Source organism: Stenotrophomonas sp. SRS1 (genome assembly GCF_026130205.1).
GTDB lineage: Bacteria > Pseudomonadota > Gammaproteobacteria > Xanthomonadales > Xanthomonadaceae > Stenotrophomonas > Stenotrophomonas rhizophila_B.
Genome location: NZ_JAINFD010000002.1, coordinates 1,080,020 through 1,095,333 on the forward strand (window position 1 = coordinate 1,080,020; position 15,314 = coordinate 1,095,333).

General features: G+C 67.7%; 15 protein-coding genes. 10 read left to right on the plus strand and 5 right to left on the minus strand.

Going from position 1 to position 15,314, the window contains the following annotated elements; translation table 11 throughout:
* Window positions 1-17 precede the first annotated feature (17 nt).
* Window positions 18-1,352, plus strand: coding sequence for a 23S rRNA (uracil(1939)-C(5))-methyltransferase RlmD (rlmD, locus tag K4043_RS10375; protein WP_123730527.1), 1,335 nt, complete (start codon window positions 18-20; stop codon window positions 1,350-1,352).
* A gap of 12 nt (window positions 1,353-1,364) precedes the next feature.
* On the opposite strand, the gene K4043_RS10380 is transcribed toward rlmD, so the two are convergent.
* A complete protein-coding gene (locus tag K4043_RS10380) occupies window positions 1,365-1,976 on the minus strand; it encodes a hypothetical protein (RefSeq protein WP_265309280.1) in 612 nt (203 codons plus the stop codon).
* 78 nt (window positions 1,977-2,054) lie between these two features.
* Between K4043_RS10380 and K4043_RS10385 the strand changes: the two genes are divergently transcribed.
* The 8 genes from K4043_RS10385 (at window position 2,055) to K4043_RS10420 (ending at window position 7,807) form a co-directional block, all read left to right on the plus strand.
* Window positions 2,055-2,558, plus strand: coding sequence for a CYTH domain-containing protein (locus tag K4043_RS10385; protein ID WP_123730529.1), 504 nt, complete (start codon window positions 2,055-2,057; stop codon window positions 2,556-2,558).
* Window positions 2,559-2,603: 45 nt separating this feature from the next.
* Window positions 2,604-3,296 carry a DsbA family oxidoreductase gene (locus K4043_RS10390; protein WP_265309281.1) on the plus strand — a complete coding sequence of 231 codons (693 nt, stop codon included), beginning with the start codon at window positions 2,604-2,606 and terminating at the stop codon, window positions 3,294-3,296.
* A 67-nt stretch (window positions 3,297-3,363) separates the two neighbouring features.
* On the plus strand, window positions 3,364-4,371 hold the full coding sequence (nagZ, locus tag K4043_RS10395) for a beta-N-acetylhexosaminidase (protein WP_265309282.1): 1,008 nt from the start codon (window positions 3,364-3,366) through the stop codon (window positions 4,369-4,371).
* Window positions 4,371-4,925 carry a hypoxanthine-guanine phosphoribosyltransferase gene (locus tag K4043_RS10400; RefSeq protein ID WP_123730532.1) on the plus strand — a complete coding sequence of 185 codons (555 nt, stop codon included), beginning with the start codon at window positions 4,371-4,373 and terminating at the stop codon, window positions 4,923-4,925. Before nagZ ends, K4043_RS10400 begins: the two co-directional genes overlap by 1 nt.
* Window positions 4,925-5,671, plus strand: a complete 747-nt coding sequence (locus K4043_RS10405) for an S-methyl-5'-thioinosine phosphorylase (RefSeq protein WP_176989199.1) — start codon at window positions 4,925-4,927, stop codon at window positions 5,669-5,671. Before K4043_RS10400 ends, K4043_RS10405 begins: the two co-directional genes overlap by 1 nt.
* Window positions 5,672-5,759: 88 nt before the next feature.
* Window positions 5,760-5,966, plus strand: a complete 207-nt coding sequence (locus K4043_RS10410; RefSeq protein ID WP_019183439.1) for a cold-shock protein — start codon at window positions 5,760-5,762, stop codon at window positions 5,964-5,966.
* Between the two features lie 64 nt (window positions 5,967-6,030).
* Complete coding sequence (locus tag K4043_RS10415) at window positions 6,031-7,278, plus strand: NAD(P)/FAD-dependent oxidoreductase (protein WP_265309283.1); 1,248 nt, start codon at window positions 6,031-6,033, stop codon at window positions 7,276-7,278.
* A gap of 256 nt (window positions 7,279-7,534) precedes the next feature.
* Entirely contained in the window at window positions 7,535-7,807 is a 273-nt protein-coding gene (locus K4043_RS10420; protein ID WP_123730535.1) for a hypothetical protein, read from the plus strand.
* Window positions 7,808-7,840: 33 nt separating this feature from the next.
* On the opposite strand, the gene pdeM is transcribed toward K4043_RS10420, so the two are convergent.
* Genes pdeM through K4043_RS10440 form a run of 4 tightly spaced genes read right to left on the minus strand, consistent with a single transcriptional unit; the run spans window position 7,841 to window position 13,545 of the window.
* Entirely contained in the window at window positions 7,841-8,485 is a 645-nt protein-coding gene (pdeM, locus tag K4043_RS10425; RefSeq protein WP_123730536.1) for a ligase-associated DNA damage response endonuclease PdeM, read from the minus strand.
* Entirely contained in the window at window positions 8,475-10,922 is a 2,448-nt protein-coding gene (locus K4043_RS10430; RefSeq protein ID WP_265309323.1) for a ligase-associated DNA damage response DEXH box helicase, read from the minus strand. The genes pdeM and K4043_RS10430 overlap by 11 nt, the downstream gene beginning before the upstream one ends.
* Before the next feature lie 14 nt (window positions 10,923-10,936).
* Window positions 10,937-12,541: an ATP-dependent DNA ligase gene (locus K4043_RS10435; protein ID WP_265309284.1), complete on the minus strand. Its 1,605-nt coding sequence runs from the start codon at window positions 12,539-12,541 to the stop codon at window positions 10,937-10,939.
* Window positions 12,538-13,545, minus strand: a complete 1,008-nt coding sequence (locus K4043_RS10440; RefSeq protein WP_123730539.1) for a ligase-associated DNA damage response exonuclease — start codon at window positions 13,543-13,545, stop codon at window positions 12,538-12,540. Before K4043_RS10440 ends, K4043_RS10435 begins: the two co-directional genes overlap by 4 nt.
* Before the next feature lie 109 nt (window positions 13,546-13,654).
* Between K4043_RS10440 and K4043_RS10445 the strand changes: the two genes are divergently transcribed.
* Window positions 13,655-15,286 (plus strand): isovaleryl-CoA dehydrogenase, encoded by a 1,632-nt coding sequence (locus K4043_RS10445; RefSeq protein WP_265309285.1) that lies wholly within the window; start codon window positions 13,655-13,657, stop codon window positions 15,284-15,286.
* Window positions 15,287-15,314 lie beyond the last annotated feature (28 nt).

Consider the following 15,314-nt stretch of genomic DNA (forward strand, 5'->3'; position numbering starts at 1 on the left):
CCGCAGCCTGTTGCCACGTGGCCCGAACCCGCTCCCGACTCGACCGTACCCCCTTCCAGACCGACATCCTCGACCTCAGCCATGACGGCCGTGGCGTTGCCCGCCGCGACGGCGAGGGTGGCAAGGTCACCTTCATCACCGGCGCGCTGCCGGGTGAGGTGGTGACCGCGGAGCCGACCGCGCGCAATCGTCATTTCGATGAAGCCCGGACCATCGAGGTCGTACAGGCCTCGCCGCAGCGGGTGACCCCGCGCTGCCCGCATTTCGGCGTCTGCGCCGGCTGCGTGCTGCAGCACCTGGAGGAGTCGCAGCAGATCGTGGCCAAGCAGCGGGTGCTGATCGACAACCTGACCCGGATCGGTCACGTCAGTCCCGGCACCGTGCTGCCGCCGCTGGTCGGCGACAGCTGGGGCTACCGCCGCAAAGGCCGCTTCTCGGTGCGCCGCGTCGAAAAGAAGGACAAGACCCTGGTCGGCTTCCGTGAACAGGATCCGCGTTTCGTCGCGGACCTGAGCCAGTGCCTGACCGTCATCCCGGAAATCGGCATGAAGGTGGGCGTGCTGGCCGAGTTCATCGAAACCCTCGATGGCAAGCGTGATATCCCCCAGATCGAATTCATCGCCGGCGATGACGCGATCATGCTGACCATCCGTCACATGCAGCCGCTCAGCGACGCCGACCGTGCTGCATGGACCGCCTTCGGGCAGGAACACGGCTTCGCGATTTCGCTGCAGCCTGGCGGCGTGGAGTCGGTCCACCCGCTGTGGCCGGCCGAGGTGCCGCTGTCGTTCAAGCTGGCACCGTGGGATGTCGAGCTGGCGTTCCGCCCGCTGGACTTCATCCAGGTCAACGCCAAGCTCAATGTGCAGATGATCGCCCATGCGCTGGCCCTGCTTGATGCGGGTCCGGACGAGCGCGTGCTGGATCTGTTCTGCGGGCTGGGCAACTTCACCCTGCCGCTGGCGCGCACCGTGCGCAACGTGGTCGGTGTGGAAGGTGACGCCGGCCTGGTGGCGCGTGCGAAAGAGAACGCCGTGCGCAATGGGCTGGAGAATGCCGAGTTCTACGCAGCGGACCTGACCCAGGACCAGCGCCAGACGCCGTGGATGCGCCAGGGCTTCGACAAGCTGCTGCTGGATCCGCCGCGCTCGGGCGCCATCGAAGTGCTGCAGCAGCTGCCGCTGAAGCAGTTCAAGCGGATCGTCTACGTGAGCTGCCATCCCGGCTCGCTGGCGCGCGACGCCGGCTACCTGGTCAACGAGCAGGGCTTTACCCTGGTCTCGGCCGGCGCGATGGACATGTTCCCGCACACCGCGCACGTGGAAAGCATCGCGGTGTTCGAAAAGCGCTGACGGCGTTCGCGCTTACCGGCCGTTCCCCGGTGCGGCGTTCTGCCACTGGCCCTGTGCGTCGAACACATAGGTCTGCGGGTAGGTGCCGCGCTCGGTGTCATCGCCCGCGGTGATATCGCAGCGGATGTCCGGCGACTGCGTGCTGTGCAGTTCGCAGTCGTCGACCGCAAGAATCTGCACGCGCTGCTGGAAGGCGCGCAGTTCGTCGCGGGCGGCGGCATCGGTGAGGGATGCGGCACGCTGACCGAGCTGTTCGATGAGCAGTTCGCGGACACGCTCGCGCGGGGGAACCGGTGCAGCGACATCAGCCCGCTGCATCGCCCAGCCCATGCCCTGCGGAACGAAGCGCAGCATCCGGTAGCGGTTCTTGAGCCCGATCTCCATGCCGACCAGACACTCGTAGGCACCGGTGACCGTCGTGCTGGCAAAGCACGGCCCATGCTCGAACCCGCGCGGGGTGAACATCGACTGCAGCAGCAGATCCTGCGCGGAGCCCGCCGGCTTCTTCTCGGCCTCGATCATGGCCATGATGGCCGCTTCGATCTGCGCAGGGGTCGGTGGCGTCGCGGCGACCCCGGGCAGTGGCAGCAGGGTCAGCAACAGGGTGGGGAAAAGGGGTTTCATCGGGCGTCCATGTAGCGCAGCCGGCCAGTATAGAAGCCGACCGTGGTCGCAGTGCGGTGATCGCCGCATACTGTGCGCATGGGCATTGAAATCGAACGCAAATACCTCGTCACCGGTGAGGGCTGGCGCACTGCCGCGCACGCGGTGATCCCGATGGCGCAGGGCTATCTCAACGACACCGCCGCATTGGACAGCGGCGCACAGAAGGCCTCGGTGCGCGTGCGCATCCAGGGCGGGCAGGCCTTCCTCAACATGAAATCGCGCGAGATCGGGCACACCCGGCAGGAGTTCGATTACCCGATTCCGGTGGAGGATGCACGCGCGCTGCTGGCGCTGTGTGTCGGCGGGCTGATCGATAAGCGTCGGCATCTGGTCGAGCACCAGGGGCTGCTGTGGGAAGTGGACGAGTTCCTGGGCGAGAACGCCGGGCTGGTGGTGGCCGAAGTCGAGCTCGAGCACGCCGATCAGGCGATCACGCTGCCCGACTGGGCCGGCGCTGAAGTCACCGACGAGGTCCGTTATTACAATCTGGCACTGGCTGCCCATCCGTTTTCACGCTGGTCCAGTGCTGAACGCAGCTGACCGCCAGACCTTGTAAACGCTCCGCAGCACCCACAATCTGGCCGGATGAAAATCGATATCTGGTCGGATGTGGTGTGCCCCTGGTGTTGGATCGGCAAGCACCGGTTCCAGCAGGGCCTGGCGCTGTTGGGTGATGACGCCCCCGAGGTGGAGGTGCACTGGCACCCCTTCCTGCTGGATCCCGACGCGGGAACCACCCCTGTACCGCTGCGCGAGGCCTACGAGGCCAAGTTCGGCAGCGCCGAGCGCACCCGGCAGGTCCTGACCCAGACCCAGACCGCCGCGCGCGCCGAAGGCCTGCCGATGGATTTCGACCAGGGCCAGGTCCGGGTGACCACGCTGCCCGCACACCGCCTGATGTGGCTGGCCGGGCGTGAAGGCGTCCAGGCGGCGGTCGGCGAGGCGCTGTTCCGCGCGCATTTCGTGGAGGGCCGCAACCTGGCCGACCCGCAGACCCTGATCGCCGCCGGCGCCGCCGGTGGCCTCAGCGCCGAGCGCATCACCGGGCTGCTGGCGGGTGAGGAGGGGCTGGAGGAGATCCAGGCCCAGCTTTCCCAGGCCCAGGCACTGGGTATTCAGTCGGTGCCCACCTTTGTGATCAACGATCAGTACGCCATCCAGGGTGCCCAGCCGGCCGAAGCCTTCGCCCAGGCGTTGCGGCAGATCGCAGCGCAAGGCCCGGCCGCAGGGGCTGCCGGGCCCGGTGATGGCTGCGGCCCGGACGGCTGCGAGGTCTGACGCTGCGCGCGGGTTCTGCGACAATGCGGCGGTGCGCCATCATGGCGCCCCGTATTGGAGACATCCCATGCTCGTGATCGGCGTTGCCGGGACCGAACTCACCGCCCAGGAACGCGAGTGGCTGCAGCACGATGCCGTGGCCGGCGTCATCCTGTTCAAGCGCAACTTCGCCTCGCGCGAGCAGGTGGCCGAGCTGTCGGCGGCCATCCGCGCCGCCGCGCCGCGCCCGCAGTTGATCTGCGTGGACCAGGAAGGCGGCCGCGTGCAGCGCTTCCGTGACGGTTACAGCGCGCTGCCGCCGCTGCAGGGCTTCGACGCCCTGTATGCCACCGATCCCGAGGCTGCGCTGGCATTGGCCGAACAGCATGCCTGGCTGATGGCCAGCGAAGTGCGCGCCAGCGGCGTGGACCTCAGTTTCGCCCCGGTGGTTGATCTGGGCCGTGGCAACCTGGCTATCGGCGATCGCGCGTTCAGCGCGGACCCGCAGGTCGTCGCTGCATTCACCGCCGCCTATGTGCGCGGCATGCACAGCGTCGGCATGGCCGCCACGCTCAAGCATTTCCCCGGGCACGGCACCGTGCTGGAAGATACCCATTTCCACGATGCCAGCGACCCGCGTTCGCTCGATGAACTGCGCGCGCTGGACCTGATCCCGTTCGCGGCCGGCATCACTGCCGGCGCCGATGCGGTGATGATGGCCCACGTGGTCTACCCGCAGGTCGCGCCGGAACCGGCCGGCTACTCGCCACGCTGGATCCAGCAGATCCTGCGCGAGGAGATGGGCTTCCGTGGCGTGGTCTTCTCCGACGACATCGGCATGGCCGCCTCGTTCTCGGCCGGTGGCGTCAAGGCGCGCGTGGATGCGCACCTGGATGCCGGCTGCGACGTGGTGCTGGTCTGCCACCCCGAACTGGTGGAAGAATCGCTGCGCGCGGTCGAAGGCCGCACCCTCAACACTGCTGCGCTGCTCGGCCTGATCGGTCGTGGCGCGCTGGGCTGGGACGGCCTGTTGGCCGATTCCCGCCATGGCACTACCCAATCCCGTTTGCTTGACACCCTTGGAAGAACCGTCTGATGCCCAACCTCACCATTTCCCAGGCCCTGGCCCAGGCCGACCTGCTGGTCGACCGTCCCACCATCGACAAGGCCATCGCTGGCATCGCCGACGCCATCGCGCGCGATTACAAGGGCGAGGTCCCGTTGTTCCTGTCGATCATGCACGGCGCGCTGCCGTTCGCCGGCCAGCTCGCGCTGGAGCTGGGCGCACGTGGCCAGGACGTGCAGTTCGATTACCTGCACGCCACCCGCTACCGCGGTGAAACCACCGGCGGCGATCTGGTCTGGAAGCACAAGCCGGCCACCTCGCTGTTCGGTCGCCGCGTGCTGCTGGTCGACGACATCCTCGACGAGGGTTACACGCTGCAGGGCGTGCGCACCTGGTGCCTGGAGCAGGGCGCCACCGATGTGCGCATCGCCGCGCTGACGGTCAAGCTGCACGACCGCGCACTGCCGGACGTCAAAGCCGACTATGCCGGCATCGACCTCCCGGACCGCTATGTGTTCGGGTTCGGCATGGACGTCAATGAGACGCTGCGCTGCGTGCCGGCCATCTACGCGATGAAGGAATGATGGAGCACATCTCTCTCGCCGTCATCGGCGGCACCGGCGTCTACAAGCTGGCACAGCTCGACGACGTGAGCAGCCATCAGGTCGAGACGCGCTACGGCACGCCGTCCGGTCCGATCCGCGTCGGCACGCTGCTGGGTCAGCGCGTAGCGTTTCTGGCGCGTCATGGCGAAGGCCATTCGCTGCCGCCGCACAAGATCAACTACCGTGCCAACCTCGCCGCGCTCCAGCAGATCGGTGCGCAGCGCGTGCTTGCGCTGAACACCGTCGGCGGGATCACCGAGCACTTCGGCCCGCGCGTGCTGGCCTGCCCTGACCAGTTGATCGATTACACCTGGGGCCGCATCTCCACCCTGTGCGAAGAACCGGGCACCGACGTGCTGCACGTGGACTTTGGCCATCCGTACACGCCGATGCTGCGCAGCAAGGTGCTGGCCGCGGCGAAAGTGACCGGCGTGCGCCTGCAGGATGGCGGCTGCTATGGCGCCACCCAAGGCCCGCGTCTGGAAACCAATGCCGAAATCGCGCGCATGCGCCGTGATGGCTGTGACCTGGTCGGCATGACCGGCATGCCCGAAGCCAGCCTGGCCCGTGAGCTCGGCCTGGACTATGCGTGCCTGGCAATCGTGGCCAATTGGGCCGCCGGCTGTGGCGATGGCGATGAAATCACGATGGCCGAAGTGCTGGCCAATGTAGACGCTGCCTCCTCCGGCCTGCCCGAATTGATCGGTGAATTGGCACGGGGGTGATTGTCATTCCGGTACAAGGTTTGCATACTCCGCCAGTGCGCTGGTTGAGCGTACACCACCCATTCATAGAAGAAGGTCTCGCATCACCATGCCGAACGGTACCGTCAAGTGGTTCAACGACGCCAAGGGATTTGGCTTTATCTCGCCGGAGGACGGCAGCGCCGACGTCTTCGCGCACTTCTCCGCGATCAACTCCAAGGGCTTCCGCAGTCTGCAGGAAGGCCAGAAGGTCACCTATGACGTGACCCAGGGCCCGAAGGGCGCCCAAGCCTCGAACATCGTGCCGGCTGAGTGATTCTTTCAGCTGCGCATTGAAAACCCCGCTTCGGCGGGGTTTTTTTTCATCAGTGAGTACGCGCATGTCCCCACGTCGCACCATCGCCATCGTCGGCTACGGCACCGCCGGGCAGGCGCTGTCGATCCTGCTTTCGCGCGATCATCACGAAGTGCACGTGTTCGAGCGTGCCGCAACCCCGGGTCCGGTCGGCGCCGGTTTCCTGCTGCAGCCCAGCGGCCTGGAGGTGCTGTGGCAGATGGGGCTGCTGCCCGATGTGCTGCACCACGGCGCCAGCGTGCGCCGGCTGTACGGCGAGACGCCGTGCGGACGCGCGGTGATGGACATGCGCTATGCGCAGCTTGATGCCCGGCTGCATGGCGTGGGCATGCAACGGGGCGCGTTGTTTTCGCTGCTGGCCGAAGCATGGGAACACCCCGGCAATCTCCAGCCTGATACGGCGATCGTGGCGGTGGATGCCGCGCAGGGGCGACTGCGCGATGCGCGCGGCCGCTGGCATGGCCCCTACGATCTGGTGATCGCTGCCGATGGCGCGGCCTCGACGCTGCGCACGCAGGTGCAGGCCACCACGCTCGACCGCGAGTACCCGTGGGGCGCGCTGTGGTGCCTGCTGCCGCGCGGCGACTGGCCGCACGTGGATGAACTGCGCCAACGCTATGTCGCGGCCCGCAAGATGATCGGGCTGCTGCCCGTCGGCACGCGTCCCGGCCACGATGTGCCGCAGTTGAGTTTCTTCTGGAGCCTGCCGCGTGACCAGTTCGCCCAGTGGGAGCGCGACGGGATGACGCGCTGGCTCGATGAGATCGCGGCCCTGTGGCCGCAGGCGCACGCGCGCCTGGCCGGTGTGCGTGAAACGGATCAGCTTGCCCGCGCCGGCTATCGCGACGCGGTGATGTCGCGCTGGCATCGTGAGCGGCTGGTGCTGGCCGGCGACGCCGCCCATGCGATGAGCCCACAGCTGGGGCAGGGCGTGAACATGGCGCTGATGGATGCGATGGCCTTGCGCGATGCCCTGCGCGCGCACGGCGCGTTGGAGGCCGCACTGCAGGCCTACCAGGTACAACGGCGCGCGCACGTGGCGATCTACCAGTACTGGAGCCGATGGCTGACGCCGTTGTTCCAGTCCGATCGTGATGGGCTGGCGCGTGCGCGCGATGTGCTGTTCCAGCCGATGGGGCGTGTGCCGGGCGGGCGCGGTCATATGTTGCGCGTGCTCAGTGGCACGCAGCGCGGTTGGCTGGGCCGCTTGCCGCTGTCGGCGGGTTTCCTGGCGGCATTGAACGATGCCCACACGCGTGATCGCATCAGCTGATAACCACGCGCAGCAGTGCATGCGCGGCGATGTGAAGGCGTGAATAACATTCATTGACGGTGGACTCACCGCCCGCATGGGACAACACTCAGGCAAACGCAGCAGGCGTGTGCGTGTTCGATACGCGTCATGTTGCTTCCGCTGGTGCTCTGTCCGATTCCTGATCGCCAAGAGCAGCGCCACCGACCGGTGGTACTGTGGGGCTGCGTTTGCGACTCACGGTCCTTTGGACCGATCGCAACCCAAGGAGATTGAAATGCTGTTCTCGGCCGAAACTCTGGAAAGTGAAATCCGCAAACTTCGCGGACTACTGCAGATGCTGCATGAGGATCAGCCGGATGTGATGGAAGACGTGTTCGAATTCCATGTCACCAGCCTCATTACCCACGCCGCGCCGGAGCACCACCCGCGCATCCGTGCCGCCGCACACGACATGCTCACCGCGATCCAGCGGCAACCGGTGCGTCCCAATCCGAACGCACCGGATATCCGGTTGATGCCGGACCTGCTGGTGGCTTCGGCCGCCTGAGCATGCGGTGCATGCCGTTGCGCGCTGGCCAGGCTAGCGCGCCGGCAGTGCGATGGCCTGGTCTTCGACGCAGGCCACCAAGCGCTCTCCGGCGTCCATGACGGGTGCAATGCCTGCGGTGAACCGGGAGAACGCCGGCAGTATCGTCAGTCGCTCGCGCAACCAGAACGCCGGCCAGCGCCGTTGCATGCCCGGCAGGCGTGCCAGTGGATGCAGATGGCCACACAGCACGTGCAGTCCCGGATGCGGCTGTGGCGCATGACGGAGCAGAAAGGGGCCTTCCTGCACACGTTCGCCCAGCAACTCGATACCCAGGTCTGCCTTGGGCAGCACGCGATCGTGATTGCCTTCAAGCGCGCCGATCCACAGGTCCGGGTGCTGCTCGCGCCAGCCCTGCCACTGGCGGTACCACGCCGCGCGATGGGCGGCGCCATGCAGCACATCGCCCAGAATCCACAGTTGGCGCACGTCGTGCTGTTGCAGCAACCGGCCCAGCTGCTCCAGATCATCCTGCGTGCCACCCCGGGGCAGCCCGATGCCTGCACGCCGGAACAGATCGGCCTTGCCCAGATGCAGATCGGCGATCAACAAGCCGTGCCGCGCAGGCCAGTACATCGCACGTGCGCCCAGCAGGTGCACCGTTTCGCCAGCGAGGGTGATCGGCAGCTCAGGCGCCATGACGTTTCTCCAGTTGCTGTGCCGCGCGCAGTACGCGGGTTTTCCAGTCTTCGTTGCTGAACTGACCGCGCAGCCGTTCGGCCCACAGCGGGAAGGACAGCGGCCCCAGGCTGGTCGGATGCTGCAGGCTCAGGGTGCGCGCCTGGCAGGACGACAGCGTCGTGGCCAGACTGCCAAGCTCAAGCTGATCGTGCAGCACTTCGTGTTCGGCCAGCGTCAGCAGAATGTGATCCGGATCGTGCTGGCGCAGCACGTCGTACAGAAGCCCACTGGAGGCCTGCAGCTGACGCAGGCTGCGCGGCGTGCGTCCCGGCAATGCGGGCACCAGCATGCCGGACACGCGCGCGATGTCGCGGAACTGGCGTCGTGCGAGTTCGCCCAGATTGAGACTCTCGCGCAGATCCGTGAGCAGCCCCTCCGGTTGGAGCAGCGTCCGCACGCGTGCCGCGTCTATCTCGACAGCGCGCGCGGGTGCCAGTACGAAGCCATAGTCGTTGGCCGCATACCCGAACGTGTTGGCCTGCAGCCGCGTCCAGCGCATCGCCATCAACGCGGCCAGCCCTTCATTTACCTGCCGCCCTGCGAAGGGATACACGAACACGAACTGGCCCTCGCGGCGGCGGACATGTTCCACCAGCAGCCGGTCGGGGGCGGGCAGTGCGGACAGGCGCGTCTGCAGCGACAACAGCGGGGCCAGCCACTGCATCTCCGGGCTCTCGGGTGGGCTGGCCAGCACCGTTTCCATTTCATGCCCGAGCGCCTCCGACAGCGGCAGCCGACCACCCTGCCAGCGCGGCACCACCCCATCGCCGCCGCGTGCCACGCGCACGTAGGCGGTCAGATTCTCCAGGCGCACCAGTTCCAGCAGGCGGCCGGCGAACTGGAAGCGATCGCCCGGGCGCAGCCGGCTGAGGAACTGTTCCTCCACCGCACCGAGCCGGCCGCCGCGCAGGAACTGCACCATGACGCTGCCATCGCTGGTGATGGTGCCGATCGACAGCCGATGCCGCAGCGCGACGCGGCGGTCATGCACGCGGTAGAGGCCATCGTCATCGCGCACGACCTTGTGGAAGTCCGGGTACTGCGACAGCGCACGACCGCCCTGCACGATGAACTCCAGCACGCCGTCCCAGTGCGCGTGGTCCAGTGCGGCGAAGGCATGCGTCCGTCGTACCTGTTCAAACAATGCCTCCGGTTCGAAGCCGCCGCCAAGCGCGCAGCTCACCGCATGCTGCGCCAGTACATCCAGCGACAATTTCAGCGGCCGGCGTGCTTCGATGTGCCCTTGCGCCAGCGCCCGACGTGCCGCGGCATACTCGACCAGCTCCAGCGCATGCGAAGGCACACACACGATGTGCCCGGATTCGCCGGGGCGATGTTTGGCGCGCCCCGCACGCTGCAGCAAACGCGCGATGCCCTTGGGGCTGCCGATCTGCAGCACCTGATCGACACTGGGAAAATCAACGCCGAGGTCCAGGCTGGAGGTGGCCACCACGCAGCGCAGCCGGCCTTCGCGCAGGCCTTCCTCGGCAGCGCGGCGCAGGGCCGGGTCGAGCGAGCCGTGATGCAGCGCGAGTGTGTCCGGGTCTTCCGGCCACACTGCGGACAGCGCCTGATGCCAGAGCTCGGCGTGGGCACGCGTGTTGGTGAACAGCAGGCTGGTGCGCACCGTCAGCAGTTTTTCCAGCACGCGCTGCAACTGCGACAGACCCAGGTGGCCTGCCCACGGGAAGCGCTCGCCCTGAGCGGGCAGCAGCGTCTCCACACTGACCGGGCGAGGCCGCACGCCGGCCACCAGCGGGGCATCGGGTACATCGGGCAACAGCACCTCGCGCGCTTCGTCCAGATTGCCCAGCGTTGCAGACAGCCCCCACACCTGCAGCGCGGGCAGGGCATCGCGCAGGCGGCGCAGATTCAACTGCAGCAGCACGCCGCGCTTGTTGCCCAGCAGTTCGTGCCACTCATCCACCACCACGCAGCGCAGGTGCTGCAGGCGCGCCATCGTGTCGGGATAGCTGAGCAACAGCGCCAGCGACTCCGGCGTGGTGACCAGCACGTCGAGCCGGCCTTCTCGCGCCAACCGCTTGTCGCGCGCGCTGGCATCGCCGGTACGCAGGCCCACCTGCCAGTCCAACCCGAGGGCATCCAGCGGCTCACGCAGGGCGCGCGCCGTGTCGGCGGCCAGTGCGCGCAGTGGCGTGATCCACAGCACCTGCAGGACGGGTACGGGAGTCTTTGCGCGGCCGCGGGTGGTACGTGGCGGTGGATCGTTGAGCGCCTGCAGCAGCGGCCCACCGAACATCGCCAGCGTCTTGCCGCTGCCCGTCGGGGTATGCAGCAGGCCGGACTCGCCGGCCAGGTAGTGCCGCCACATCGCTTTCTGGAAGGGCAGCGGCGCCCAGCCCCGGCTGGCGAACCACGCCGTCAGGCGGGCCATGGCCTCGCGTCGGGTCACCGCGCCAGCGCCTGCAGCTGGGCCAGCGTGTCGGCCTCGCTGGCCGGCTTGTCATGCCGCCAGCGCAGGATGCGCGGGAAGCGCACGGCGATGCCGGATTTGTGCCGTTTGCTGCGGTTCACCGCTTCGAAGCCAAGTTCGAATACCTGCTCGCCACGCACGCTGCGCACTGGCCCGAAGCGCTCGATCGTGTTCGCGCGGATCCAGCGGTCCAGCGCCAGGATTTCCTTGTCGTCCAGGCCCGAGTACGCCTTGGCCACCGGCACCAGCGTTTCGCCGTCCCACACCCCGAAGGTGTAATCGGTGTAGAGCGTGCTGCGCCGGCCGTGGCCGGACTGCGCGTAGATCATCACTGCATCGATGGTCAGCGGGGCGATCTTCCACTTCCACCAGTCGCCGCGTCGGCGCCCGGCCTGGTAGACAGAGTCGCCGCGTTTGAGCATCAGCCCTTCCACACCGCGCTCGCGGGCCAGATCGCGCTGCGCGGCCGCCTCGCTCCAATCCGCCACGCGGACCGCCGGCGACAGCATCAGGCGAGGGTCGTCCAGCGCGGCAAGCACCTCGGCCAGGCGCGCACGCCGTTGCGCGAGCGGCAAGGCGCGCAGGTCGTCACCACCCAGTTCAAGCAGATCGTAGGCGAGCACGCGCACCGGCGTATCGCGCAGCGTCTTCGGGCCAGGCTTGAGGCGCTGGATGCGCGTCTGCAGCGCGGTGAAGGGCAACGGCAGATCATCGCCGTCGGCCCAGGCCAGCAACTCGCCATCGATCACACAGCCATCGGGCAAGGCCATCGCCGCCGCTTCAATCTCCGGGAAGCGGCCATCCAGGCGTTCTTCGCCGCGCGACCACAGCGCGACCTCACCCTGGCGGCGCAGGACCTGAAGGCGGATACCGTCCCATTTCCACTCCAGCAGCCAGTCGTCGATCGGTCCGAGCGTGTCGACCTCCGCCTCCAGGGGGGAGGCCAGGAAGAACGGGTAGGGTTGCTGGCGATCTTCCGGCCGCTCTTCCGGCGACAGCAATGCCGCCAGCAGCCCGGGCGTGGGCACCCAGCTGCCGAGCATGCGCTGGGCGATGCGCGCGATATCAATGCCGGACCATTCGGCCAGTGCCTGCTGCACCAGCCGCTGTGACACCCCCACGCGCAGCGCGCCGGTCAGCAGCTTGTTGAACACCAGCCGCTCGTCGAAGGCAAGCTGTTGCCACGCCTGGGTGATCGCGGCGTGGCGCACCGGCTCGGGTTGATTGGCGACCGGCAGCAGCTTCTGCTCGATCCAGTCGGCGAGCGCGACATCCGCACCGGCCTGCACCGGATCATCCATCAGCAGGGTGAGTGTCTCGGCCAGATCGCCGACCTGGTCGTAGCTGTCGTCCACCAGCCACGCCGGTGTGTCGGACATCTCGGCTACCCACGCGCGCAGTTCGGCATTGCCGGCGATCTTCTGCCGCGCACTGGTGACCTTGCCGCCGGCCAACAGGAACAGGGCCCATGCCGCGTCGTGCGCAGGCGCCTGCTGGAAGTAGCGCACCAGCGCAGCGCGCTTGTCGCCGGTGGCGGTGCTGCGGTCGAGTTCGCTGTAAAGCGCGGCGAAGCGTTTCATTCTTCGTCCCCGTAGCCGGTGGCGAAGGCCTCGGCGGCGACACCCCGCTCGCGCAGGAACCGGATCAGCGCATCGGTATTGCCGTGGGTGGCGATGACGCGGCGTGCGCCGGTCTCGGCGATGGTGCGCAGCAGGTCGGGCCAGTCGGCGTGATCGGAGACCACAAAGCCGCGATCGTAGTTGCGCCGGCGGCGGTTGCCACGCACCCGCATCCAGCCGGAGGCAAAGCCCAGCTGCGCGCGCTTGAAGCGGCGCATCCACGCGCTGCCGGCGGCCGAGGGTGGGGCAAGAATCAGCTTGCCGGCGAACTCGGCGCCGCGCGCCTGTTCGCTGACCGGCTCGGTGGCCAGCATGGGAATGCCGGCTTCGCGATAGACCGCGACACCGGTGGCGATCGCGCCATGCAGCAGCGCAGGCTGGTCATCCAGTGGCAGCAGTTCGGCAAGGATCCGCTGTGCTTTGCCAAGCGCGTAGCACAGCAGCACGGCCGCCTCGCCGCGCGCTTCGCACTCGCGCCGCCACGCCACGATGTCGGCGGCGACCTGCGAGGTGTCCGGCCAGCGGTAGACCGGCAGGCCGAAGGTCGCTTCGGTGATGAAGGTGTCGCAGGGCACCACCTCGAACGGGTCGCAGCTCGGGTCGGGCTGGCGCTTGTAGTCGCCCGAGGCCACCCATACCCGTCCGGCATGCGCGATGCGCACCTGGGCCGAACCGAGCACGTGCCCGGCCGAATGCAGCGAGACCTCGGTGTCGCCCAGGGTGAAGCGTTCACCGTAATCATGTGCGGTGCAGTCCACATCGCCCAGCCGCCAGCGCAGGATCGGCAGCGTTTGCGTGGTGCAGTGGTAGTGGCCCATCCCGTTGCGCGCGTGATCGCCATGGCCGTGCGTGATCACCGCGCGCGGTACCGGGCGCCAGGGGTCGATATGGAAATCACCGGCCGGGCAGTAGAGGCCCTCCGGGCGCAGCACCACCAGGTCGTCGTTGTCGGCATCCACGTTCATGCCTGCACTGTGCCGCCGCGCTCGTGCAGGAGGTGAGAATCCGCATGAACGGCGGCCTGTGCGGGGATGCGGCAGAATCGAGGCCTCTGTCTGCAAGGAGGTCGCCGTGATGACGTCTGCATGGCCCGCGTTCGAGACGCATGAAGTAAGCAACCAGCCGCCGCCCTTCGGGGGCCGCAATCTGTGGGCTGACGACGTGGCGCTGGCGGAGGCGGTGCAGCGCGAGGGCGGAGCCGCCTTCATCGGGCAGCTGGCGCGCTATGGCGGTCTCGCCGGCGATGAGCTTTACCGGATCGGCTTCGATGCCAATCGCGATCGCCCGCGCCTGCGCACCCACGATGGGCAGGGTCATCGCATCGACACCGTTGAGTTCCATCCGGCGTACCACCAGTTGATGACGGTGGCGAAAACGCATGGCGTGGCCGGGCTGTCCTGGCACGATGGTCGCCCCGGTGCGCATGTCGCACGCGCGGCGTTGAGCTATCTGCATCACCAGGCCGAGGCCGGCACCAGTTGCCCGCTGACGATGACCCACGCCGCCGTCGCGGTGCTGCGGCAGGCACCGTCGCTGGCCGAATGGGCGACCAAGGCGGCAGCCCCGGAGTACGACCCGCGCGATGTGCCGATCGCCGACAAAGCCGGCATTACCGTGGGCATGGGCATGACCGAGAAGCAGGGCGGTTCGGACGTGCGCAGCAACACCACGCGCGCCGAGCCCCAGGCCGATGGCAGCTATGCGTTGGTCGGGCACAAGTGGTTCTTCTCCGCGCCGATGTCAGATGGGTTCCTGGTGCTGGCGCAGGCACCGGGTGGCTTGAGTTGTTTCCTGATGCCGCGGCGCCTGGCCGATGGCAACCGCAATGCGTTCCACCTGATGCGCTTGAAGGACAAGCTCGGGGACTGGTCCAACGCCTCCAGCGAAGTGGAGCTGTGCGGGGCCCTGGCGCAGCGTGTCGGCGAGGAGGGGCGAGGGGTGGCGACCATCATCGGCATGGTGATGATGACGCGGCTGGACTGCATGCTCGGTGCCGCAGCGGAAATGCGCATGGCGCTGGCCCAGGCGCTGCATCACACGCGGTATCGCAGCACGTTTGGCAAGCGCTTGTGCGAGCAACCGCTGATGACCAATGTGCTGGCCGATCTGGCGGTGGAGTCCGAGGCGGCCACGGTGTTGGCGATGCGCGTCGCGCGCGCCGTGGACCAGGCTGCCATCGATCCCCAGCAGGCCGCGTTCGCGCGCATCGCCACTGCAGTGGGGAAGTACTGGGTGTGCAAGCGGGCCGCGGTGTTCGTCAACGAGGCCCAGGAGTGCCTTGGCGGCGCGGGCTATGTGGAGGAGTCGATGCTGCCGCGACTGTACCGGCAGGCGCCGTTGAATTCGATCTGGGAAGGCAGCGGCAACATCCAATGCCTGGACGTGCTGCGTGCGCTGTCGCGCGAACCGCAGGTGCTGCATGCGCTGGAGGCGGAGCTGGACACCGTGGCCGGTGTGGATGCGATCTATGACGCTGCATCGCGCGCGCTGCGTGCCCAGCTCGCGACAACGCCTGAGCAGGCGCAGGCGCGTCGCATCACCGAACGGCTGGCGTTGTTGTTGCAGGCCGCCGTGCTGCTGCGCGCGCAGAGCCCGGTCGCCTCCACCTTCATCCGCTCACGGCTGGGGGCCGAGCATGGGATGGCGTTCGGGACACTGCCGACCGGTGTGGGATACGCAGCGGTGATGGCCCGCGCGTTGCCGTAACGAGAACGCCCCCTCCTGGGAGGGGGCG

Bases quoted from the DNA above. Each gene is read 5' to 3' on its own strand.
- K4043_RS10380 (WP_265309280.1), bottom strand. From the start codon at position 1,976: ATGAAACCCCTTTTCCCCACCCTGTTGCTGACCCTGCTGCCACTGCCC.
- K4043_RS10385 (WP_123730529.1), top strand. From the start codon at position 2,055: ATGGGCATTGAAATCGAACGCAAATACCTCGTCACCGGTGAGGGCTGG.
- K4043_RS10390 (WP_265309281.1), top strand. From the start codon at position 2,604: ATGAAAATCGATATCTGGTCGGATGTGGTGTGCCCCTGGTGTTGGATC.
- nagZ (WP_265309282.1), top strand. From the start codon at position 3,364: ATGCTCGTGATCGGCGTTGCCGGGACCGAACTCACCGCCCAGGAACGC.
- K4043_RS10400 (WP_123730532.1), top strand. From the start codon at position 4,371: ATGCCCAACCTCACCATTTCCCAGGCCCTGGCCCAGGCCGACCTGCTG.
- K4043_RS10405 (WP_176989199.1), top strand. From the start codon at position 4,925: ATGGAGCACATCTCTCTCGCCGTCATCGGCGGCACCGGCGTCTACAAG.
- K4043_RS10410 (WP_019183439.1), top strand. From the start codon at position 5,760: ATGCCGAACGGTACCGTCAAGTGGTTCAACGACGCCAAGGGATTTGGC.
- K4043_RS10415 (WP_265309283.1), top strand. From the start codon at position 6,031: ATGTCCCCACGTCGCACCATCGCCATCGTCGGCTACGGCACCGCCGGG.
- K4043_RS10420 (WP_123730535.1), top strand. From the start codon at position 7,535: ATGCTGTTCTCGGCCGAAACTCTGGAAAGTGAAATCCGCAAACTTCGC.
- pdeM (WP_123730536.1), bottom strand. From the start codon at position 8,485: ATGGCGCCTGAGCTGCCGATCACCCTCGCTGGCGAAACGGTGCACCTG.
- K4043_RS10430 (WP_265309323.1), bottom strand. From the start codon at position 10,922: ATGGCCCGCCTGACGGCGTGGTTCGCCAGCCGGGGCTGGGCGCCGCTG.
- K4043_RS10435 (WP_265309284.1), bottom strand. From the start codon at position 12,541: ATGAAACGCTTCGCCGCGCTTTACAGCGAACTCGACCGCAGCACCGCC.
- K4043_RS10440 (WP_123730539.1), bottom strand. From the start codon at position 13,545: ATGAACGTGGATGCCGACAACGACGACCTGGTGGTGCTGCGCCCGGAG.
- K4043_RS10445 (WP_265309285.1), top strand. From the start codon at position 13,655: ATGACGTCTGCATGGCCCGCGTTCGAGACGCATGAAGTAAGCAACCAG.